Origin of the sequence: Anaeropeptidivorans aminofermentans (assembly GCF_940670685.1) — a bacterium.
In the GTDB taxonomy this organism is placed as follows: domain Bacteria; phylum Bacillota; class Clostridia; order Lachnospirales; family UBA5962; genus Anaeropeptidivorans; species Anaeropeptidivorans aminofermentans.
The window spans coordinates 1,854,235-1,877,103 of the sequence record NZ_OW711693.1; the positions used below are offsets into that span (position 1 = coordinate 1,854,235).

Genomic DNA, 22,869 nt, shown 5'->3' on the forward strand with positions numbered 1-22,869 from the left:
AATAATTCTAATTGAAACACTGTGATAAGGAGTAGTAGATTCTTGGATTTTTTCAGAGAGTTGCCGTTCGGTGCAAGGCAATAATTGAAAAGAATTGAACTCGCCTTGGAGTGGCTTGCTGAATAAAGTAGGTTAAGCCGGTGGTCTACCGTTATATTGACAGAATATCAGCTAAGGCTCGTATTCCGTAAAGTGCGCATTTTGCGAATTAGAGTGGTACCACGGATTTAAACCCGTCTCTTTGTGAGACGGGTTTTTTGTATGCTTTTTAACCTTATATCGGGTATCGGTAAAGCATGGCGTAACAGTAGATTTAGAATGAAGCAGTAACAAAACCATATATTCACGTGGGCTCAAAATGTACTGTTTCCCGCGGAAATCCGTATTTTTAAGTCTATGGTGAATAGGCTTTGTTACTTCTTTATAAGAAATTTACTATAATGATTAATATTTTGTAGGAGGAAATTATGAATTACAGAAAGTATAAAGCGTTCAAGCCCGTTAATTTAGTCGAAAGAAAATGGCCCAATAAAATAATAGAAAAGGCCCCCATATGGTGCAGCGTAGATTTAAGGGACGGAAATCAAGCCCTTGAAACCCCTATGAATTTAGAGCAGAAGGTAAATTTCTTTAAATTTCTTGTAAAAATGGGCTTCAAAGAAATAGAAATAGGCTTTCCGGCGGCATCGGAAACAGAATTTGCCTTTGCAAGAAAGCTGATTGAAGATCATATTATTCCTGATGATGTTACGGTGCAGGTTTTGACCCAGGCAAGAGAACATATTATAAGAAAAACCTTCGAGGCCTTGGAAGGGGTTAATAAAGCCGTGGTGCATTTATATAATTCCACATCAACTCTTCAAAGAAAAGTCGTCTTCGGAAAGTCAAAAGAAGAAATAAAGGCCCTTGCAGTTGAAGGAGCAAAGCTCGTTAAAAACTGCGCCGAAGAATACGGAAGCCATCGGTTTATATTTGAATATTCTCCCGAAAGCTTTACGGGAACAGAGCTTGATTATGCAGTAGATGTATGCAATGCAGTCATTGACGCATTTAAACCTACCAAAGACCATAAAGTTATAATAAATCTTCCTTCCACGGTTGAAATGTCTACGCCGAATGTTTACGCAGACCAGATAGAATATATGTGTACCCATATAAATCAAAGGGAAAATGTTATTATAAGCCTTCATACCCATAACGATAGGGGGACAGGGGTTGCTGCCAGCGAATTAGGGCTTTTGGCAGGAGCAGACAGGATAGAAGGCACGTTATTCGGTAATGGTGAGCGAACGGGAAATGCCGATATTTTAAATCTTGCCTTAAATATGTATTCTCAGGGCATAGACCCGGGGCTTGATTTTTCAGATATAGAAAGAATCGTTGAAGTATATGAAAGATCAACGATGCTTAATGTACATCCAAGGCACCCCTATGCAGGAAAGCTTGTATATACGGCTTTTTCCGGCTCTCATCAGGACGCTATAAAAAAAGGCTTCAGCGCTCTTAAAAATAAAGCAGAAGAATGGGAAGTTCCTTATCTTCCTATAGATCCAAAGGATCTCGGAAGAGATTACGAAGCGATTATAAGAATCAACAGCCAGTCAGGCAAGGGCGGCGTATCCTACATATTGGAAGAAAACTTCGGCCTTAAAATACCTAAAAATATGCAGCAGTCTTTCGGCAATATCGTAACGGATATATCCGACAAGGAAGAAAAAGAGCTTTTGCCTTCCGATATCTTTAAGCTCTTTGAAGATGAATATATTAATGTATCAAGCCCTGTAGACCTTATAAGTTATAGTGAAAAAACCAACGGTGAAAGTATTGTAAAAGCCGTTATTGCCATCAATAAGGATATAAAAGAAATCGATGGAAAAGGAAACGGCCTTATAGACGGATTCTGTAAGGCAGTGATGGAAGAAATCGGTATTGCATTTGAAATTTCTCACTACAGCCAGCATGCCATGGAAGAAGGCTCCAAGTCGAGAGCAATAACTTACGTAGGCATAAAAAATGCAGAAGGCAAGGAATACTTCGGCGCGGGAACATCGGAAAGCATAAGCAGGTCTTCAATAAAGGCGGTAGTAAGCGCTGTAAACAATATGCATATAAAACAGTAAATTTTTTTAATCTAAAGGTTGTATTGTTTGACGCGGCGCACTTTGTGGTGTAAAATTAGCATGGTGAGCTGTATGAATAATGAAGATATGAATAATAAAATGGTTTGTATTGAGCCTTATGAAAATGCAATACACGATATTAAAACGGCTCTTACTATTATATATTCCATAAACCAACTTATGGACTTTAATAATAGTATTTCTGATGATGTCCGAAAAAATCTTAACATTATTAAAAGAAACTGCTTAAGGGCAATAAAAATTATTAATGATGTTTCTGATACGACGAAGCTTGATTTTAACTGTTTACAGCCGGAATATACTCGTTTTAATATCGTATCTGTCATAAGCGGTCTTATTGAAGGCATAGAAATTTACTCTATGCCAAAGATTATCAAAATAGCCTTGGAGCATGATTTGAAATCAGAGGAAGTTATTTTCGACCGGATTATGCTTGAACGTATTCTTCTTAATTTAATTTCCAATTCAATTAAATTTATTGAAGAAAGCGGAACAATAAAAATCAATCTTACAGACAGCGAAGAAGCCATAATAATCAGCTTAAGCGATACAGGAAGCGGCATAAGCAGCGACTTAATATACGACATATTTAATAGATACAACACCAGCGATAATTCAAAGGGCAGAGGAATAGGCCTTTCCATAGTAAGAGACCTTGTAAATTTACTTGGAGGGAAAATACATATAGAGAGCAAACTGGGAGAGGGAACTACGATTACTTTAGTATTTCCAATAAAAAATATATCTGAAGAAAAGCATGAAGATAAGATTCATTCCAATAATTTCTATACAGATAACATAATTAAAATAGAATTATCGGAATAAAGCTTAGATTAGAATTTATCCGGACTGTCACTTCTTAAGTTCATAGGGCATCTGCCTGTTCTTTAAATTCATGCTTTTTTATAAAGAATAAATTCATTAATAGCAAACTTTGGCAGATAGGCTCCGTATGTTCTTTTATAGTATTTTTTGAAAGGCTGTGCTTATGTCGGACAAATATAATAAACAAATTAATTTTTTGGTAAATATAGCTTATTACTCTGTAGTCATTGTAATCATCTATATTTTATACAAATATGTATTTAGCCTTCTGCTTCCCTTTATATTGGCTTTTTGTATCGTGAGCATAGTTCACCCCATGATACGCCGAATAACATCTACCTTGAAAGTTAATCAAAAAATTATAGCAGTTATTATTATGGCTGTAATATACGGTCTTTTGGGTTTCGGGATATTTTGGATTTTTGCACAGCTTTTTGTCATCATTAAAGAAGGCCTTATTCTGCTTCCGGGGATGTATACTGATAAGATAGCCCCTGCAATTACGGCTATAAGTAATTTCTTTGTCAATAATATGAATGATTTTCCGATTAACTTCCCGATTGATTTTCAATTGGAATTATCTGATTTCCAAGGGGATATTTTAAGCGCAATACAATCGGCCATACTTAATTTAAGTGAAAAGGGAATTTCCATCATAACCAAGGCTTCAAACAAAATTCCTTCCTTTTTTATAAGTCTTGCATTTACAATCATGCTTTCATTTTTTATAAGCATGCAGTATGATAATGTGATTAAATTCATTAAAAACCAATTAAGCCCTGAAACAGATAAGCTCTTAAAGGATATAAAAGTTATTTTTTTTGACACTGTATTAAAATATATAAAAGCATATTTTATATTAATGATAATTACATTTATAGAGATTTCCATAGGTCTTGTAATTATAGGTGCGGAAAGCCCCATCGCGGTTGCAAGCGGAATAGCCATATTCGATGCTCTTCCTTTTTTTGGCACAGGAGCCGTTATGATACCTTGGATAATATTTGAACTTATACAAGGTAATTTAACCTTTGCCATGGGCTTATTGATACTATATGGAATTGTTACCTTTATAAGAAATATTATAGAGCCTAAAGTAGTGGGGGATCAGCTTGGGCTTAATCCCATAGTGACCCTTATGGTTATTTATATAGGTTTTAAGCTCTTTGGCGTAATAGGAATGATTTTTATGCCTATTATCGCACAGATCATACTTGCCCTCCATAAAAATGGAAATATAAAATTATATAAGCAGTAATCTTAGCGTTAAAAATATATAAATACTTAAAAGGGCCTTGTGAAACAAGGTCCTTTGTTAAATGCGATTAAAAAATATTCAAGGTTTTAAATATAACAAAATATTAATAATAAAATTTCTTGATATAAATAGCGTATTTGTTTATAATTATTCTAATTATGAAATGGAGCGTTATAAAAATGAATATTAATCTTGTTATTTTTGATATGGACGGCTTGATGTTTGATTCTGAAAACTTATATTTCAAAAGCTGGAAAGAAGCCATGAAAAAAATGGGGCATGAACCATCAATGGATGTTTTTCTTAAAACTCTTGGTATTACGGACGAGAAAACCAGAGAATTTTATACTGATTATTTTGGCGATGAGCTTGAAGGCAAGCGGTTTTGTAAGATTACTATAGAAATTTTTTCCGGCCTTTTATCTAAGGGAGAATTAAAAATTAAACCGGGCCTTACAGAGCTTATTGACTATTTGAATAGAAATAATATAAAAAAGGCTATTGCAAGCTCAAATAATAGAAAAGTTATTTTTAGAAACATTGAGGTTACGGGAATAAAAAATGATTTTGATTACATAATCAGCGGAGATGATGTTAAAGAAGGCAAGCCTCACCCGGAAATATTTGAAAGAGTTTGTGAGGCTCTTAATATAGCAAAAGAAAACACTCTTATTTTAGAAGATTCTTTAAACGGTATAAAGGCCGGCCATGCGGCTTCAATTAAATCGATTATGATACCTGATTTATTAATGCCTACGGAAGAAGCCAAGGAAAAAAGCCATACAATTCTAAACAGCTTATTTGAAGTAATAGATTTTCTTGAAAAAAGTAATAATGGAGCTAGGAGATAGAGTATGAATTCACTTAATGATTTTAAAAAAGCAAGAGAAGTCCTTCAAAATGTCTTATTGGATACGAATTTAATATACAGTAAATCATTTTCGGAATCTACAGGCAACAGAGTATATTTTAAGCCTGAAAATATGCAGATTACAGGTTCATTTAAAATAAGAGGGTCTTATTATAAGATTTCTACCCTTTCAAAAGAGCAGAAAAAGAAAGGCCTTGTCACAAGCTCAGCGGGAAACCATGCCCAGGGTGTTGCTTATGGTGCCCAGCAGGCTGGAGCAAAGGCTACGATTGTTATGCCTACTATTACGCCTCTTGTTAAAATAAACAATACGAAAAAGTATGGGGCCGAAGTAGTTCTTCATGGAAATTATTATGATGAAGCCTGTCAGCACGCTATGGAGCTTGCAGAAAAGGAAGGCTATATTTTTATACACCCCTTTGATGACCTTGATGTTGCAACGGGGCAGGGGACTATAGCCTATGAAATTTTAAAGGATTTGCCTGAAACGGATATTATCCTTGTGCCTGTAGGCGGCGGGGGGCTTGTTTCAGGAATAGCCATGCTTGCAAAGCTTCTAAACCCTAACGTCAAGGTTATCGGCGTAGAGCCTAAGGGAGCCGCCTGTATCAGTGAATCCATGAAAAAAGGAAAAGTAACCTCCATCAATAAGGTTGAGACCATAGCCGACGGTGTTGCGGTACAAACGCCTGGAAGCGTTATTTTCCCATATATTGAAAAATATGTAGACGATATCATATTAATAGATGACTGGGAGCTTACAGACGCTTTTCTTGATATCATGGAAAATCATAAAATGGTAGTGGAAAATGCAGGGCTTCTTTCCGTTGCCGCATTAAAATATATCAAGGCCGAAGATAAAAACATCGTAAGCATACTAAGCGGCGGGAACATGGACGTTATCACCATGTCAAGCTTAGTTCAGCACGGCCTTATAAACAGGGGAAGAATTGCTACCGTATCCCTTCATCTTCCCGATAGGCCGGGAGAGCTTGTAAGGGTTGCTGAAATCATATCCCAGCAAAGAGGAAATATCATTAAGCTTGAACATAACCAATTTGTAAATATTAACAGGAATACAGAAGTGGAGCTTAGAGTGACTCTTGAAGCCTTTGGCCATAACCATGTTAAATCAATGGTTGAGCTTTTGGCAAAGGAAGGCTTTAATCCTATCTTGTGTATGCCCAATGCCATATATCAATAAACTCGTTTCTGTACTTTTTAATTATTAATAAGGGGGCAAATATGGATAAAAAAATTATTATCACAGGCTTTGATCCTTTCGGCGGAGAAAAAATAAACCCTTCCTATGAGGCTGTAAAAATGCTTCCGGAAACTATTTCAGGGGCAACAATATTTAAAATAGAGCTTCCTACGGTTTTCGGAAAATCCATAGATGCCTTAAAGAAGGCTATGGCAGAAATAAAACCTGATTATGTAGTTTGCGTAGGCCAATCGGGAGGAAGGTTTGAAATTACTCCTGAAAGAGTAGCCATAAATGTAAGTGATGCAAGAATTCCCGATAACGAAGGCCAAAGCCCCATAGATGAGCCTATTTTTGCTGATGGAGAAAATGCTTATTTTACAAAGCTTCCAATAAAAGCAATGGTAAAGGCCCTTAAAGAAAATAATATTCCAGGGGCGGTTTCCAATACGGCAGGCACCTATGTATGCAACCATATTATGTACGGCCTTTTATATTTAATTAATACATATGAGGAATTTAAAGATATAAAAGGCGGATTTATTCATGTGCCTTACTGTACAGAGCAGGTAATAGACAAAAGAAACGAGCCTTCTCTCACGAGAGAGCAAATAAGCAAAGGCCTTGAAATTTGTATTGAAGCTTTAATAAATAACACTGAAGATATAAAAGAGCAAAACGGAGCCATATGCTAAAAACCTGCCGGTTAATCCCGGCAGGTTTTACTTTTAAGCAAGTATAGAACTGTATATATTATACCCTCCGCTTAAATTATAGCAGTCATAGCCTTTATTTTTTAACATCATACAAGCAATATAGCTTCTTAAGCCGCTTTGGCATGAAACGTAAACAGGCTTTGCCTGATTAAGCTTATCTAAATTATTCCTTAATGTGTCAAGTTCTATATGCATAAAGCCTTCAATGCTTCCTCTTGAAACCTCAGGAGCGGTTCTTACATCAAGAAGCTGAATGCTTCCGTCTCTTGGAAGATTTTTAACATCGTGCCAGTGGAATAATTTTAATTTCCCTGTAATAATGTTTTCTATCATATAGCCTGCCATATTTACAGGAGATTTTGCAGAGCTGAAAGGCGGTGCATAACACAATTCAAGGTCAGTAAGATCTTTTGCGGCTCCTTTAAACCTTATTGCTGTTGCGATAATATCTATGGTTTTAGCTACACCGTCAAAGCCGGCTGCCTGGGCGCCAAGAATACGGCCGCTTTCCTTTTCGAAAATAACTTTCATAAATATGGGAAATGCCCCGGGATAATATGTCGCATGGGAAAAGGGGTATAGAAATATTTTTTCGTAATTTAAGCCTGCCATGGTGGCATTTTTTTCATTTATTCCTGTGGAGGCCACCGCCATATCGAATATTTTTATGATGGAGGAGCCTTGTGTTCCCGTATATTTAGAATTTAATCCGCAAATATTATCTGCCGCTATTCTTCCCTGCTTATTCGCAGGGCCGGCAAGAGGAATAAATCCCTTATTTCCTGTTATATAATCGATAATTTCAACGGCATCTCCTACGGCATATATACCTTTAACGGAGGTTTCCATAGATTCATTTACTATAATGGATTTTCTTTGATTAAGAGCTATTCCTGCATCTTCCGCTATTTTGCTTTCAGGCTTTACGCCAGCAGAAAGGATTATCATATCTGCATTTATTTCTTCGGATAGATTCTCTTTTTCTACTATAAGGCTAAGATTATCATTTTCCTTTTTAATTTTCTTTACAATGGTTTTTAAAAGCAGATTAACGCCTTTTGCTTTTACATAATTTTGTATTTCACAGGCAAAATCATAATCTATGGAATTAATAATATGATCAGCCATTTCAACTACGGTAACTTTAAGGCCGGCCTGGACAAGATTTTCCGCCATTTCAATGCCAATATATCCTCCGCCGATTACTGCCGCATGGGAGGGCTTATTCTTTTCTATGTAATCTTTGATAGCTACAGAATCAGGGATTGACCTTAATGTGAATATACCTTCATTGTCAAGGCCTTCAATAGGAGGCTTTATAGGCTCGGCACCCATAGAAAGAATTAATTTATCATAGCTTTCATCATATTCAGTGTTTTCTTTATGATTTTTTACTTTCACTGTTTTATTATCTGTATTTATTGATATAACTTCGGAGTTATTTCTTACGTCTACATTAAATCTTCTGTTAAAGGATTCAGGAGTTTGGAGTGCAAGGCTTGACTGATGTTTAATATCCCCGCCTATATAATAAGGAAGGCCGCAGTTTGCAAAGGAAATATATTCTCCTCTTTCAAACATTATAATTTCTGCATTTTCGTCCAGCCTTCTAAGTCTTGCCGCCGCGGAGGCTCCTCCTGCAACGCCGCCAATAATTACTACCTTCATCTTTCACTCTCCTATAATATAATTTTTTACTTAGTGAATCTGTAAAAGCGTTTTCAGGTGAACCTTTTCTTATAGTCAACAAACTTCTTTTTAAGTTTATTGGCTATATCAGTATAATTTTAACATATACATACTGCAAATTACTATATTAATATATTCAAATAAGTTTTTATAGGTAATTCCTGCGAAAATCCAGTTTTGAGTAGTATAAAAAGTTTTACTATAACACTAAAAAAAGGGGCGCTTAGCGCCCCTTTTTTTAAGATATATATTTTCTCATGTTTTTTAATGCTGATTTTTCAAGTCTTGATACCTGAGCCTGACTTATACCGATTTCTTCGGCTACTTCCATTTGGGTTTTTCCTTCAAAAAATCTCAGGTTTATAATATGCTTTTCCCTTTCATTTAATCTTTTTATGGCTTCGGATAAAGAAAGGTTTTCAAGCCAGCTAACGTCTGTATTTTTTTCGTCCTTTACCTGATCCATAACAAATATGGCATCTCCGCCGTCATTATATATTGGTTCAAAAAGGCTAACAGGGTCTTGAATTGCTTCAAGGGCAAATATAATATCTTCGGCGGGTATTTCAAGTTCCTTTGCTATTTCTTCAATAGTAGGCTCTTTAAGGCTTTTATTCATAAGCCTTTCTTTTGCTTGAAGGGCCTTATATGCTGTATCCTTAAGGGACCTGCTTACTCTTATGGAGTTGCTGTCTCTTAAATATCTTCTTATTTCTCCAATTATCATAGGAACTGCATAAGTGGAAAACTGCACTCCCTGCGTAACGTCGAAATTGTCAATTGCTTTAATAAGCCCTATACAGCCCACCTGAAATATATCGTCAATATATTCTCCGCGGTTATTAAAACGCTGTATTATGCTTAATACAAGCCTTAAATTCCCGAAGATATATTCTTCTCTTGCCTTTTCATCGCCTTCCAGTATTTTATCGAAAAGCACCTTTTTTTCGTCACTTTTTAGAATCGGCAGCTTAGAAGTATTTACACCGCAAATTTCAACTTTATTATTGAGCATATCAAACCTCCGGAAATAAGACGTTAATCCTCTATATAAATTTTTCCCTAGGCAATTTATTTAATACATGGAAAAAAGAAGAAATTATTATAAAAATATTTGATTTGAATTAAGCTTCATAAATGTTATAATGGGTATGATTAAGGACTATCTGTAAGGAGCGAAAAGGCATTAAAAGAAAATGTAAATAATAGAACTCTGTAAATTTAAGCTTATTTTAATGTGAATTATTTAATATAGACAATCAAGGCGGTGTTACATTTGGAAGAATCACTCAAAAAATATTGCGGCACAGGCGGCTGAAACGCTAAACTGGGACCGGAGGTCTTAAGCGGAATTTTAGACAGTTTGCCTAGGCAGTTTGATAAAAATTTACTCATAGGTTATGACAGCTCTGATGATGCGGCTGTATATAAACTTACAGATGATATAGCATTAGTTCAAACTCTGGATTTTTTTACTCCTGTAGTTGAAGACCCTTATCTTTTTGGAAAAATCGCTGCAGTTAATGCTTTAAGCGATATTTATGCCATGGGCGGAGAGGTTAAGCTTGCTCTTAATATCGTTGCCTTCCCTGAAAATATGGACTCATATATTCTTCAGGAAATCCTTCGCGGCGGGTCAGAAAAGGTAATAGAAGCAGGGGGGGTACTATGCGGCGGTCACTCCATTGACGATGTTTCTCCGAAATACGGTCTTTCTGTGACAGGGGTAGTTCACCCTGAAAAAATACTTGCCAATAATAACTGCAAAGTAGGGGATAGAATAATACTTACGAAGCCCTTAGGCGTAGGTATTATCCTCACAGGATATAAAATGGAGGCAGCAAGCCGGGAAGCCTATGATAAAGCTACAAAGCAAATGGAAACCCTTAATAAATATGCTGCGGAAATAATGAAAAAATACGATGTTCATGCGGCTACAGATGTTACAGGGTTTGGCTTCTTAGGCCACCTTCATGAAATGACAGGAAAGGGAATCACCATTACTGTAAATTCTGATGACGTGCCTTATATAGATGAAGCCTTTACGCTTGCAAAGGAATTTTATATTACAGGCTCTGCTCAAAAAAACAGGAACTACTTAGGAGATACCATATTACTTAATGATATGGATTTCGCAATGACAGAAATCTTATTTGATCCTCAAACTTCCGGCGGTCTTTTAATCAGCGTATCTGAAAGTGACGCCGAAGCACTCCTTAAAGAGCTTAATGAAAACCTTGATATAAAATCGGCAATAGTGGGAGAAGTAGTTCCTTATTCCGATTACGATATAATAGTTATATAAACATACGGAGGGATTTTAATATGAAAAAGATTAATGCATTAGGAGATAAGTGCCCCATTCCTGTAATCAAGGCTAAAAATGCCCTTAAGGATATGGAGATTAACGAAGAGCTTATCATAGAGGTAGATAATTTTATAGCTACAGAAAATCTTTCTAAATTATCAGAGGAATACGGATATGAGAAACATATTAATAAAATTAATGATGAGCATTACGAAGTTAAAGTAATAAAAAAAGAGGCTGAAGTTAATACAAGTATAAAAGATGACGATAAAAACTTAGTGATTGCAGTATCCTCCGATAAAATGGGAGAAGGAAATGATGAATTAGGGGAGGTTCTTTTAAAAGGCTTTATTTATGCCGTTACGGAACTTGATACTCTTCCTAAAACTATCTTATTTTATAATGGCGGAGCCAAAATCACTTCCGAAGGCTCCAAATCAATTGATGACCTTAAGAAGCTTTCTGAAAATGGCGTAGAAATACTTACCTGCGGAACATGCATGGATTATTATAATATTAAAGACAAGCTTCAGGTGGGCGGCGTAACAAATATGTATACAATACTTGAAAAGCTTTCTAAAGCTTCAAAGGTTATTAAGCCTTAATGCAAATCTTATACTTTAACGTGTACAAGTAAGCTTGTACACGTTAATATAGGTCTTGCTTTTCCTTTACAAAATTAATAAAAAGAGGTATGCATACATGTTTGAAAGCGGAAGTTATATTGAAGAACTTTTGCGTTATTCCAGTGAAACCAAAAGTACGGACCTTCATATATGTTCAGGAATAAGACCCATGGTGAGGATAAACGGGAAGCTTCAGGAAATAGAAGATAAAGAAAAGGTGTTTCCTGAACAGGTTGACGCCATACTTCGCAGCCTTTTAAACGATAAAAAGCTGGAAAAATTATATGAAAACAAAGTTCTTGATTTTTCCTTCTCCATATCAGGGGTTGGGAGATTCAGAGCAAACGCTTATTCTCAAAGAGGCACTTATGCCATAGCTATAAGAATGCTTCCTTTTCAGATACCGAAGTTTGAAGAATTAGGTCTGCCTGAAATATCCAAAAATCTTACAGCCAAATCCAGAGGTCTTATTCTGGCAACAGGAGCCACGGGAAGCGGAAAGTCAACCACTTTGGCAAGCTTTATAGACCTTATAAATGAAAACTATAATTATCATATTATAACCATAGAAGATCCCATAGAATATTTACATAGGCATAAAAAAAGCCTTGTAACACAAAGAGAAATAGGAGAGGATTGCTTAAGCTTTTCCAATGCCCTCCGTTCTGCATTAAGAGAAGACCCGGACGTTATCATGGTTGGTGAAATGAGGGATCCTGAGACAATATCCATTGCGCTTACGGCAGCCGAAACCGGCCATTTGGTTCTTTCAACCCTCCATACCGTGGGAGCTTCCAAAAGTATAGACAGAATCGTAGACGCCTTTCCCCCAAATCAGCAAAATCAAATCAGGAGCCAACTGGCTACTGTGCTTGAAGGCATCATCTCTCAACAGCTTATACCAAGAATAGACCGGCAGGGCTTGGCCCTTGCATCGGAGCTTATGTTTGTAAATCCCGCCATAAGAAATCTTATAAGGGAAGGAAAGCATTATCAGATAGGCTCTATTATGCAGACAGGGCAAGGACAGGGAATGCATCTTATGGAGGCCGATCTTGCCGATTTATACAATAACGGCAAAGTCAGCAAGGAAGAAATATTTATGAGGTCCACAGACCATCAGCTTTTAACCCAATTTTTGAACAGGAGGTAAAAATATGCCAGTTTTCACCTATATAGGCCATAATAAAGATGGCTATATGGCGGCAGGCGCAAAAAGCTTTTCTTCTTCTGATGAAATGAAGCAGTTTCTTGAAAAAGAGGGCGTAGTAGATTTTGAGGTTTATGAATCTAAGACAGATTATAAAGAAAAGCTTTACGCATCAGTATCCCCAATAGAGCTTTCATTATTTAGCAAGCAAATGTCAGTGCTTTTTTATTCCCACATGACTCTTATGGAAGGGATTGCTCTTTTATCCAGCCAAACAGAAAACAAACAGCTTAAAATTGCTCTTGACGAGATTTATTATCTGATGGAAAAAGGGCGTACATTTGCGGAAGCAATGAATATGTATAACCATATTTTCCCTGCGTATATGCTTAATATGATTATTATTGGAGAAACAAGCGGAACACTTGACGGAGTATTTCAAAGATTAAGTAAATTTTACGATAAGGAAGGAAAAGTCCGTAAAAAAATCCGCTCTGCGGCACTATATCCTCTTGTTTTAGGCGCTCTTATGGCAGGGATTATATTGCTTTTAATCCTTAAGATTATCCCCATGTTTGATAATATTCTTATAAACATGGGAGGAGAGCTTCCTACAGCAACGGCGGCAATATTAGGAGCGAGCAATTTTATAAGCAGAAATATAATAATTATACTGCTTCTTCTTATTGCGGGAGCCGTAGCCTTTAAAAGGTATATCAATACTGAAAAGGGTTCTCTTTGGTTTGATGAATACAAGCTTAAATCTAAACTTACAAAATATATATTTACCCGTTCATTGACCGCTAAGGTATCAAGAAGCCTTTCTCTTCTAATAAAATCCGGCGTTCAGATACTAAACGCCATGGAGATTATAACCCCTCTCCTGGAAAATAAGCATCTTGAAAATAAATTCAAAGAAGCCAATCAAAAGCTTAAAGAAGGCGGCGAGCTTAAAGATGTTTTTGAAGAGATTGGTATTTTCCCGCCGCTTTTCATAAGAATGCTTATTATAGGCCAAAGCTCCGGTCATTTAGATGAAATGCTTGACAAATGCGCAGACGTTTTTGACGATGAAGCAGATGACGCTATAGAAAAGCTTACTGCAATGATAGAGCCTGTTTTAATTATAATTTTATCTATCATAGTAGGCATTATTCTCTTATCGGTAATGCTTCCAATGATTGATATTATGACTGTGATAGGTTAGGGTGCGTAATATGAAAAGTTTTGATTTTGAGCTTATTTCCAAAATAGCAGTTCTACTGATAATTGCCTTTATTACAGGTTATGCTATTTTCGGATTAAGTAAATTTAATAATAAAGAGGCCAGTAATACCGAAAGAATTGAAGAAATGATAGATAAAGCCCTTGTGCAATGCTATGCCCTTGAAGGAAGCTATCCTTCAGGAGCACAGTTTGATGAGAAAATGGCTAAATACGGCGTTGTGCTTAATAATGAGAAGTATATCTACCATTATGAGGTTTTAGGCTCTAATGTACGGCCTGAAATAATTGTAATTATAAAATAATGAGGAGTGTTTTTATTGTATAAAAATATAAATAACAATAAAGGCAGCAGCCTTATAGAGCTTATAATGGTTATGATGCTTATGATTGTTTTCGGCTTGACGATGTTTACTCTCATTGGAGCAGGCTCTAATACGCAGGAAAAAATTATCGACAATAAAAATGCCCAATCCGACGCAAGAATAGCCATGAGCTATATCAATGTGACCCTTAGAAAGCATGATACTGAAAAAGGCATATTTATTGAAAAAATTAAGAAATCCGGAAAAAACGCAATTTTATTGAGGGAATATTCGACCGACGGCACATATGACACATGGATTTATTTTTCCGACGGGAAAATACTTGAGTGCACCGTTCTTTCCGGAGAACAGCCCGATGATTCCTATGCCTTTGAAATTGTTGAAATAGAGGACTTTACAGTTTCTTACGATGAGGAAAGCAGTATCGTCACAAGCATATTCAATTATACCTATGACGGAAAACCGGAAGAAATCGTAAGTAATTACAAAATGAGGCATAATATAGCACAGCCTTAGGTTAAGGCTTAAATTCGGAGGTTTCAATGCTAAAATATTTTAAAAATCAAAGAGGATTTTCGCTTTTAGAAGTCATTTTATCTATTGCGACAGTCTCCATATTGAGCATTTTCATTCTTAGAATGTTCATGGTCTCATCCACTGCTAATTTAAAAGCCAAAAATATGGATATCGCCTCTAATTATGCCGCCAGCTTTATCGAGGAGTTTAAGGCTTTTAAAAGTGTTGATGATTTCTTTCAAAATATGGTATTTGAAGGTTCTCAAATATCATTGGGAGAAAGTGAATTTATCGTTATAGACAATGATTACGCCTTTTCCGGCATAAAAATAGATCAGTGCATACGAATATATACTTTTTTTAATGAAAAATGGAATATCAGAGAAATAAAAGCTGTAGAAAGTGACCCTCTTTCTCCTAAAGAGGAGGACATAAAATTTGCAATGCTTTTGAAGGTTTCCCCTGATGAAGATTCTGAAAGCCTTCCATCGGGAAGCCTCTATAAAATAGAGGTTTCCATTTATGATGTTTCATACGATGAAGATAAAAAGGAGCTTGCCGGCTATTCCTCCTTGAAATATTTCCCAAGCAGGTGAGATAATGAATAAAAATTCTATTAAAAACAATATGCTGAATGAAAAAGGGGCAACATCGGTTCTTGTGATATTGATGATGATTGTTCTTGTTACTTTGGGCTCTTTTGCCATAGCTTCAGCAAACTCAAATATAAAGCTAAGCAAGACTTCTGCTAATTGGAATAAATTATATTATGAATTGGACTCCTTAGGTGAGAAATATCTTTCAGATATAGACGCCTGCCTTTACAGAGCTGAGATAAACGCTATAAGTTATATAAACAATGAAGAATATGAAGAACTTACCCATAAAGATCTTCCCATAGAGCTCCATATAGCCGCAAGGGAAATGATGGAGGAGCCCCAGAATATCGACTTGGCATATTATAATGTTTTAAATCTTGTATATTATTACTATGCTGATACTTATATAAAAGAGCTTTCGGAGAAATATCCTGAAAATGTAATTTCCTCTTTGCCGGACGGAGCAAAAATATCTGCAATCATTACGGATATAATTTTAATATCTCCCGAGGAGCCGGATTATTATCTGAATGTTTCTTTGGAGATAAGACCCCTTGATTATGCTTTTAGTAATGAAGGCGGAAACTTAACCTATAGAAAATCGGATTCATTAAGATATTCGGTAATTTCATGGCAACAGGCCCAGATACATCCTGCAGCCACAAGCGATATCGAAATATGGGACGGAAATATTTCTCCTAAAAAATAATTATTTTTTAAATAAATGGAAATAATAAGACTTAAATAAATATTTTCTTAATCTTTGTTCTATAAAAATGAACTTTTTGTGGGTTTATGCCTTTAAAAAGCTAATATTTGCTTGCCTATAAGCCAAACATATGATATAATTTCAAGCGAATTAATTCACACACAGCTGAAATTTAAACTGGTGCCCTTTGGGTTGGGTTTTAATACGCTGTGGAGGAAAAACCAGGAGGTGCTCTATGAGCGTTATTTCAATGAAACAATTGTTAGAAGCAGGGGTTCACTTTGGACATCAGACCAGAAGATGGAATCCTAAAATGGCCGAATATATCTTTGCCGAAAGAAACGGCATTTATATTATCGACCTTCAAAAGACAGTAAAGATGATTGACAAAGCTTACGAAGCCGTAAGCAATATCATTCAGGACGGCGGAGAAGTTCTCTTCGTAGGAACAAAGAAGCAGGCTCAGGAATCCATTAAGGAAGAAGCTTTAAGATGCGGTATGTACTATGTAAATGAAAGATGGCTTGGCGGTATGCTTACCAACTTCAAAACCATACAGACTCGTATCAAGAGACTTAAGGACCTTGAGAAAATGCAGGAAGATGGAACTTTTGACAAGCTTCCTAAAAAAGAAGTTGCAAAGCTTATGAATGAGAAGGAAAAGCTTGATAAAAACCTTGGCGGTATCAAAGACATGAAGAGAATTCCAGACGTCATCTTCATCGTTGACCCAAGAAAAGAAAGAATCGCTATTTTAGAAGCTCACAGCTTAAACATTCCTATTGTTGCTATTGTTGATACAAACTGTGACCCGGACGAAGTAGATTACGTAATCCCAGGTAACGACGATGCTATAAGAGCTGTAAAATTAATCGCTGGAAAGATTGCTGATGCAGTTATTGAATCAAGGCAGGGCGCTCAGTATTCAAACGCTTCTGATGAGAATGAAGCTGCTTCAGGAGAAGGCGAAAATGTTCAGATTAATATAGAGGCATTTGAAACAGTTGAAAAATAAATAAAAGGGTATTCAGCCCCTAGGCTTCGCCCGGTTACTAATTCACAAATTAGTACAATTTAGGGGAAGCCTTTTTTAATAATAATTAATGGAGGGTTTTAAATGGCTATTACAGCTAGTTTAGTTAAAGAATTAAGAGAAATTACCGGTTCAGGCATGATGGACTGCAAGAAAGCACTTACAGAAACGAACGGCGACCTTGAAAAAGCAATAGAATTCCTTAGAGAAAAGGGCCTTTCTGCTGCCGCTAAAAAAGCAGGAAGAATTGCTGCCGAAGGTCTTACTCAGGTTTATGTTGACGAAGAAAACGGCGTTAGTGTTATTGTAGAGGTTAACTCAGAAACAGACTTCGTAGCTAAGAACCAGGAGTTCCAGGCTTTTGTTAATTCAGTTGCTCTTCAGGCTTCAAAATCAAGTGCCAATGATATGGACGAGTTCCTTGCAGAAAAATGGATTGAAGATGAAGCTTTCACAGTGAAAGAAGCGCTCAGCCAGAAAGTAGCTGTAATCGGCGAAAATCTTAATATCAGACGCTTCAAGAAATTAGAAAAATCCCAGAACGGCGTTTTTGTATCTTATATTCATGCAGGCGGAAAGGTTTCAGTTGTTGTTGAGCTTATTTCCGAAAAAATCAATGACGAAGTTCTTGAAGCCGGAAGAAACATCTGCATGCAGATTGCCGCTATGAGCCCTCAATTTATAGACCGCAGCGAGATTTCAGAAGAGTTTATCGAAAAAGAAAAGGAAATCTTAAAACAGCAGGCATTAAACGAAGGCAAAGCTGCCGATATCGTTGAAAAAATGATTATCGGAAGACTGAATAAAAACTTAAAGGAAATGTGTCTTCTTGATCAGGAATATGTTAAAGATGGAGACCTTACTGTTGCTAAATATTTAGAGAATGTCTCTAAAGAAGTTGGAGCCAAGGTTACTGTTGGAAAATTTGTAAGATTTGAAACAGGCGAAGGCATAGAGAAAAAAGAAGATGACTTTGCAGCCGAGGTTAACAAGGCAATGGGCTTAAATTAATAATATTAAGGGGCTATTGTTTAACACAATAGCCCCTTTTTGCGCCTTAATATTAAATATAAGTGGAAATTTTTATGGAAATGTGTTAAATTATATGGAGTGGATAAGTATAGCATTGCTATACCTGCTCCTATTTATAGTAAATTTAAAGTTAAATTGTAACAGGGCTATATATTCATATAGACTCAAAAATGTGCCGTTTCCAGAGGAAAGCTATGTTTTTAAGTCTTTAAGGAATACGCTTTGTTGCTTTCTTATAAGAAATTTACTATATTATGCAAGATACTTTCTCATAAGGAGAGTTTTTATGTACAATAGAGTAGTCATAAAACTAAGCGGTGAAGCACTTTCAGGAGATGGAAACGGCAGTTCAAAAGAAAGCGGTTCAAATATTAAATATGATAAAGAGCTTATAAACTCAGTTCTTACAGATATTTTAAATGTAACAAAGGAAGGAACTCAGATTTCTCTTGTTTTTGGCGGCGGAAACATCTGGAGAGGTAAAAATTCCGACCCGGATATGGATAGAGTAAAGGCAGACCAGATGGGAATGCTTTCAACTGTTATAAACAGTATTTATATTTCTGATAAAATAAGGCTCCTTGGAGGTAAAGCCGTCGTATTAACCCCTTTTCATATAGGGAATATGACAGAGCTTTATTCAAAGGAAAAAGCCCTTGAATATATGGATAAGGGATACATCGTAATTTTTGCAGGTGGCTTGGGGCATCCTTATTTCTCAACAGATACCATCCCTGTTCTAAGGGCCCTTGAGCTTGAGGCAGACTGTATATTGTTTGCAAAAAGCGTAGACGGCGTATACAGCAAAGACCCCAATAAGCATGAAGATGCTATTAAATATCAAGAAATAAGCTATAAAAAAATTGTAGAAGAGAATCTTCAGGCTATGGACCTTGCAGGCATGATTTTATGCCAGGAAAATAAGATAAATTCTCTTGTGTTTTCTCTTAGCCACCCAAACAGTATATACATTGCGTGCAAAGACAATAATGAAATATATGATTTTGGGACAAGGATTATTTATTAATCCTATTAATATTATAACTAAGATACATTAAATAAAAATCAAATATAAGGAGGATATTATGGCAGATATTAACTTATTTGAGGATAAGATGAAAAAAACTTTAGCAAACTTTGAAGGAGAGCTTAATACCATTCGTGTAGGAAGAGCAAATCCCAGGGTTCTTGACAGGATTACAGTTGATTACTATGGAACAGAAACACCGCTTAATCAGGTCGGCAATGTTACTGTACCGGAAGCAAGGCTTATACAGATTCAGCCATGGGAATCCAGCATGCTTAAGGCAATCGAAAAAGCGATTCAGTCATCTGATTTAGGAATTAACCCCACAAACGACGGGAAGGTGATTCGCCTTGTATTTCCTGAACTTACGGAAGAACGCAGAAAAGATTTAACTAAAGATGTTAAGAAAAAGGGCGAAGATTGTAAAATAGCTATAAGAAACATTAGAAGAGATGCAATTGACGCTTTTAAAAAGCAAGAGAAAAAGGGTGAAATCACAGAAGATGATTACACCAACATTGAAAAAGAAGTACAGAAAATCACCGATAAGTATATAGCTAATATAGATAAGAGCGTAGAAGATAAAAATAAGGACATAATGTCAATATAATATTTAACATACGTAACTAAAATAGTTTTTATATAAGGAGAATATCGCAAGATATTCTCCTTATAAATAAATGATTATTAGGGGTCTGAAATTTGAAAAAGGATATTGATTATAATAATCTTCCGGAACATATTGCAATTATTATGGATGGAAACGGAAGATGGGCAAAAAAAAGAATGCTTCCGCATTCTGCCGGCCATAAGGCAGGTTCTGAAACATTAAAGGCCATAGTAGAAGAAGCTGAAAAAATCGGAATAAAGTATATTACAGTATATGCCTTTTCAACGGAAAATTGGGACAGACCGAAAGAAGAAGTGGATTATCTCATGAATTTGATGGACGAATTTCTTACGGATAATCTTTCTGCATCTAAGAAAAATAATTATAAAATACAGATTATAGGACAAAGACAAAGGCTCAGGAAGGATTTACAAGATAAAATCAAGAAGCTTGAGCTTAATACAAAGGATAAAAAAGGTATTAATTTAATAATCGCGATTTCTTATGGGGGCCGCGATGAAATTGCAAGAGCTGTAAAGGAAATATCAAGGCAGGTTGTAAAGGGCGCCATTCAATTAGACAGAATAGATGAAGCTCTTGTTGCAAGATATCTTGATACAAAGGATATAAAAGACCCGGATCTTTTAATCAGAACCAGCGGAGAGCAGAGAACCAGCAATTTTCTTATTTGGCAATCGGCTTATAGTGAGCTTTATTTCAGTGATAAGCTATGGCCTGATTTTAATGCCGAAGACTTAAAAACGGCTATTGTTGATTATCAAAGCCGTGAAAGAAGATTCGGCGGACGCTGATGATACTTATTAAACTTGAAAGCCGCTTTCTGATTTTTAAGTTTAATAAGTATTCTTCAAGGTTATAGGAAATAAATATTTTTGTTTACTTCCTATATGTCCTTATTAAACTTGAAAACCGTCTTTTGATTTTAAGTTTAATAGGTTTTCCTCAATGCCATAGCAAATAGCCTAAGTTCTTTTTTAGTTTATTTGCTGTAAAGACTTTAACATAGAGGTGATTTTCTTGCTTAAACGCATAGTAACAAGCATCATAGGCCTTCCTATCGTAGTGCTGATTATAGCTTACGGCGGGCTTCCTATGAAACTTCTCATGGTTTTGATATCTGCTATAGGGATGTTTGAATTTTACAGAGCTTTTAACAGAGGAACTAAAATAGAAAATTATATAAGCTATTTGTTTATTGCCATATATTATGCTTTTATCGACAGATTGAATTCCGACATTTTACTGATGATGCTGTTTTCCTATATGCTTTTAAATCTGGCATTTCTTGTATTGAATCACAGCAAAATGACACCTTTTGATGCTGCCATTAATGTTTTTGGCTTTTTATATATCGGCTTTCTTTTAAGCAGCATTTATTTAACCAGAGTCCACCCCTACGGGAGGTTCCTTGTATGGCTTATATTTACGAGCGCCTGGGGTTCGGATACATTTGCTTATTTTACAGGCATTACCATAGGAAAGCATCAATTTACCCCTATTTTAAGTCCTAAAAAAACAATCGAGGGAGTTATAGGCGGTATATTGGGAGCCATGCTTATAGGCTTTTTATATGCTTTTGTTCTTACGAAAACTACAAATATAGGAAATGAAATAAATGCAATCACTCTTTTTGTAATCATGAGCGGATTTGGCGCTGCCTTTTCCGTTTTAGGAGATTTAACTGCATCTGCAATAAAAAGATACACTAAAATAAAGGATTATGGAAAGCTTATTCCCGGTCACGGAGGTATCATGGATCGGTTTGACTCCATAATATTTACGGCGCCTGTTGTTTATATGGTGCTGCGCTTAATTTTAATATACAAGTAAGGCGGTAAAAATGAAAAACATATCAATTCTTGGTTCCACCGGCTCCATTGGAACCCAGGCTCTGGACGTAATAAGAAATAGCAAAGGTATCAATGTAAAATGCTTAAGCACCCATAAAAATATAGATTTGCTTTATAAACAAATAGAAGAATTTAAGCCTAAGGCCGTATGTATTACAGACGAAGAAAGCTACGAACTATTTATAAATAAATATAAGGAAAAAGAAGTTCATATTCTTTTCGGCGTTGAAGGGCTTACGGAAATAGCTTCTTATGACGGAGTTGATCTTGTATTAAATTCCTTAATGGGGAATTCAGGAATACTGCCTACCATAAAAGCAATAGAAGCTAAAAAAAATATAGCCCTTGCCAATAAAGAAACTCTCGTAAGTGCCGGCGATTTGATAATGAAAAAAGTTAAAGAAAATAATGTTTCTTTATTGCCGGTAGACAGTGAGCATTCTGCAATTTTTCAATGTCTTACAGGAAATTTTGAAAATAAAATAAAAAAGCTTTATATCACAGCTTCTGGGGGCCCTTTCAGAACCTATAAAAAGGAAGAACTGCAGGAAGTAAAAGCAGCCGATGCTTTAAAACATCCGAACTGGTCTATGGGCAAAAAGCTTACAATAGATTCTTCAACTTTAATGAATAAGGCCTTGGAAGTTATTGAAGCAAAATATTTGTTTGATGTTTCTTTTGAAGATATAGAGGTATTAATTCACCCCCAAAGCATAATACATTCCATGGTTGAATTTCAGGATTGCTCTATTATAGCTCAATTAGGCTTTCCAGATATGCGAATTCCCATATCTTATGCTATTAATTATCCTGTACGCAATAAATATGAATTTAACAGGCTTGATTTTTTAAGTTTTTCAAAGCTAAGCTTTGAAAAACCGAGATTCGATGATTTCCCGTGCTTCAATTTAGGCATACTGGCGGCGAAAACAGGCGGTACCATGCCTGCCATGGTAAATGCAGTAAATGAAGAAGCCATATATCAATTTCTCGATAATAAAATTAAGTTCACAGATATAGCTTTAATAATAGAAAAGGCTATGAATGCATATACTGTTAAATATGATTACACCCTTTCGGACATAATGGACGCTGATGCTTTCGGAAGGAGCTATATCAATGAGGTGATTTGAA

General features: G+C 35.9%; 23 protein-coding genes and 1 other annotated feature. Of the genes, 21 read left to right on the forward strand and 2 right to left on the reverse strand.

The genetic code is table 11. From position 1 onward, the window contains the following. Positions 1–12 precede the first annotated feature (12 nt). Positions 13–244 (forward strand) — a binding site (T-box leader). Positions 245–467: 223 nt separating this feature from the next. The 6 genes from leuA (at position 468) to pcp (ending at position 6,994) form a co-directional block, all read left to right on the forward strand. Beyond that, positions 468–2,120 carry a 2-isopropylmalate synthase gene (leuA, locus tag NBX03_RS07740; RefSeq protein WP_250230170.1) on the forward strand — a complete coding sequence of 551 codons (1,653 nt, stop codon included), beginning with the start codon at positions 468–470 and terminating at the stop codon, positions 2,118–2,120. Between the two features lie 72 nt (positions 2,121–2,192). Further along, a complete protein-coding gene (locus tag NBX03_RS07745) occupies positions 2,193–2,966 on the forward strand; it encodes a sensor histidine kinase (RefSeq protein ID WP_250230171.1) in 774 nt (257 codons plus the stop codon). Between the two features lie 163 nt (positions 2,967–3,129). Then, positions 3,130–4,224: a sporulation integral membrane protein YtvI gene (gene ytvI, locus NBX03_RS07750; protein WP_250230172.1), complete on the forward strand. Its 1,095-nt coding sequence runs from the start codon at positions 3,130–3,132 to the stop codon at positions 4,222–4,224. 179 nt (positions 4,225–4,403) lie between these two features. Continuing rightward, positions 4,404–5,075 (forward strand): HAD family hydrolase, encoded by a 672-nt coding sequence (locus tag NBX03_RS07755; protein ID WP_250230173.1) that lies wholly within the window; start codon positions 4,404–4,406, stop codon positions 5,073–5,075. A gap of 3 nt (positions 5,076–5,078) precedes the next feature. Next, the gene (ilvA, locus tag NBX03_RS07760) at positions 5,079–6,299 is read left to right on the forward strand and encodes a threonine ammonia-lyase (RefSeq protein WP_250230174.1); all 1,221 of its coding nucleotides are present in this window, start codon (positions 5,079–5,081) and stop codon (positions 6,297–6,299) included. A 41-nt stretch (positions 6,300–6,340) separates the two neighbouring features. Then, positions 6,341–6,994, forward strand: a complete 654-nt coding sequence (gene pcp / locus NBX03_RS07765) for a pyroglutamyl-peptidase I (RefSeq protein ID WP_250230175.1) — start codon at positions 6,341–6,343, stop codon at positions 6,992–6,994. A gap of 33 nt (positions 6,995–7,027) precedes the next feature. On the opposite strand, the gene NBX03_RS07770 is transcribed toward pcp, so the two are convergent. Both NBX03_RS07770 and sigG read right to left on the reverse strand, forming a co-directional pair. Next, a complete protein-coding gene (locus NBX03_RS07770) occupies positions 7,028–8,683 on the reverse strand; it encodes an FAD-dependent oxidoreductase (RefSeq protein ID WP_250230176.1) in 1,656 nt (551 codons plus the stop codon). A 259-nt stretch (positions 8,684–8,942) separates the two neighbouring features. Next, positions 8,943–9,719, reverse strand: a complete 777-nt coding sequence (sigG, locus tag NBX03_RS07775) for an RNA polymerase sporulation sigma factor SigG (protein WP_250230177.1) — start codon at positions 9,717–9,719, stop codon at positions 8,943–8,945. Positions 9,720–10,031: 312 nt separating this feature from the next. Here sigG and selD point away from each other — a divergent pair, with 312 nt between their 5' ends. From selD to NBX03_RS07850, 15 genes are all read left to right on the forward strand, one after another. Continuing rightward, a complete protein-coding gene (selD, locus tag NBX03_RS07780) occupies positions 10,032–11,009 on the forward strand; it encodes a selenide, water dikinase SelD (RefSeq protein WP_330638521.1) in 978 nt (325 codons plus the stop codon). Positions 11,010–11,029: 20 nt separating this feature from the next. Next, on the forward strand, positions 11,030–11,617 hold the full coding sequence (gene yedF / locus NBX03_RS07785; protein WP_250230179.1) for a sulfurtransferase-like selenium metabolism protein YedF: 588 nt from the start codon (positions 11,030–11,032) through the stop codon (positions 11,615–11,617). 97 nt (positions 11,618–11,714) lie between these two features. Then, complete coding sequence (locus tag NBX03_RS07790; protein ID WP_250230180.1) at positions 11,715–12,791, forward strand: type IV pilus twitching motility protein PilT; 1,077 nt, start codon at positions 11,715–11,717, stop codon at positions 12,789–12,791. 4 nt (positions 12,792–12,795) lie between these two features. Further along, a complete protein-coding gene (locus NBX03_RS07795; protein ID WP_250230181.1) occupies positions 12,796–13,995 on the forward strand; it encodes a type II secretion system F family protein in 1,200 nt (399 codons plus the stop codon). A gap of 10 nt (positions 13,996–14,005) precedes the next feature. After that, positions 14,006–14,317 (forward strand): hypothetical protein, encoded by a 312-nt coding sequence (locus NBX03_RS07800; RefSeq protein WP_250230182.1) that lies wholly within the window; start codon positions 14,006–14,008, stop codon positions 14,315–14,317. Positions 14,318–14,332: 15 nt separating this feature from the next. After that, positions 14,333–14,854 (forward strand): DUF4860 domain-containing protein, encoded by a 522-nt coding sequence (locus NBX03_RS07805; protein ID WP_250230183.1) that lies wholly within the window; start codon positions 14,333–14,335, stop codon positions 14,852–14,854. Positions 14,855–14,880: 26 nt separating this feature from the next. After that, complete coding sequence (locus tag NBX03_RS07810; protein WP_250230184.1) at positions 14,881–15,450, forward strand: type IV pilus modification PilV family protein; 570 nt, start codon at positions 14,881–14,883, stop codon at positions 15,448–15,450. A 4-nt stretch (positions 15,451–15,454) separates the two neighbouring features. Continuing rightward, positions 15,455–16,162, forward strand: coding sequence for a hypothetical protein (locus NBX03_RS07815; RefSeq protein ID WP_250230185.1), 708 nt, complete (start codon positions 15,455–15,457; stop codon positions 16,160–16,162). Between the two features lie 235 nt (positions 16,163–16,397). Beyond that, positions 16,398–17,177 carry a 30S ribosomal protein S2 gene (rpsB, locus tag NBX03_RS07820; RefSeq protein WP_250230186.1) on the forward strand — a complete coding sequence of 260 codons (780 nt, stop codon included), beginning with the start codon at positions 16,398–16,400 and terminating at the stop codon, positions 17,175–17,177. Positions 17,178–17,279: 102 nt separating this feature from the next. Beyond that, positions 17,280–18,206, forward strand: coding sequence for a translation elongation factor Ts (gene tsf, locus NBX03_RS07825; RefSeq protein ID WP_250230187.1), 927 nt, complete (start codon positions 17,280–17,282; stop codon positions 18,204–18,206). 307 nt (positions 18,207–18,513) lie between these two features. Then, complete coding sequence (gene pyrH, locus NBX03_RS07830) at positions 18,514–19,254, forward strand: UMP kinase (protein ID WP_250230188.1); 741 nt, start codon at positions 18,514–18,516, stop codon at positions 19,252–19,254. A gap of 58 nt (positions 19,255–19,312) precedes the next feature. Continuing rightward, on the forward strand, positions 19,313–19,864 hold the full coding sequence (frr, locus tag NBX03_RS07835) for a ribosome recycling factor (protein ID WP_250230189.1): 552 nt from the start codon (positions 19,313–19,315) through the stop codon (positions 19,862–19,864). A 92-nt stretch (positions 19,865–19,956) separates the two neighbouring features. Further along, on the forward strand, positions 19,957–20,676 hold the full coding sequence (locus NBX03_RS07840; protein WP_267134877.1) for an isoprenyl transferase: 720 nt from the start codon (positions 19,957–19,959) through the stop codon (positions 20,674–20,676). A gap of 226 nt (positions 20,677–20,902) precedes the next feature. Next, positions 20,903–21,715, forward strand: a complete 813-nt coding sequence (locus tag NBX03_RS07845; protein ID WP_250230190.1) for a phosphatidate cytidylyltransferase — start codon at positions 20,903–20,905, stop codon at positions 21,713–21,715. 10 nt (positions 21,716–21,725) lie between these two features. Further along, positions 21,726–22,868: a 1-deoxy-D-xylulose-5-phosphate reductoisomerase gene (locus NBX03_RS07850; RefSeq protein WP_250230191.1), complete on the forward strand. Its 1,143-nt coding sequence runs from the start codon at positions 21,726–21,728 to the stop codon at positions 22,866–22,868. Position 22,869 lies beyond the last annotated feature (1 nt).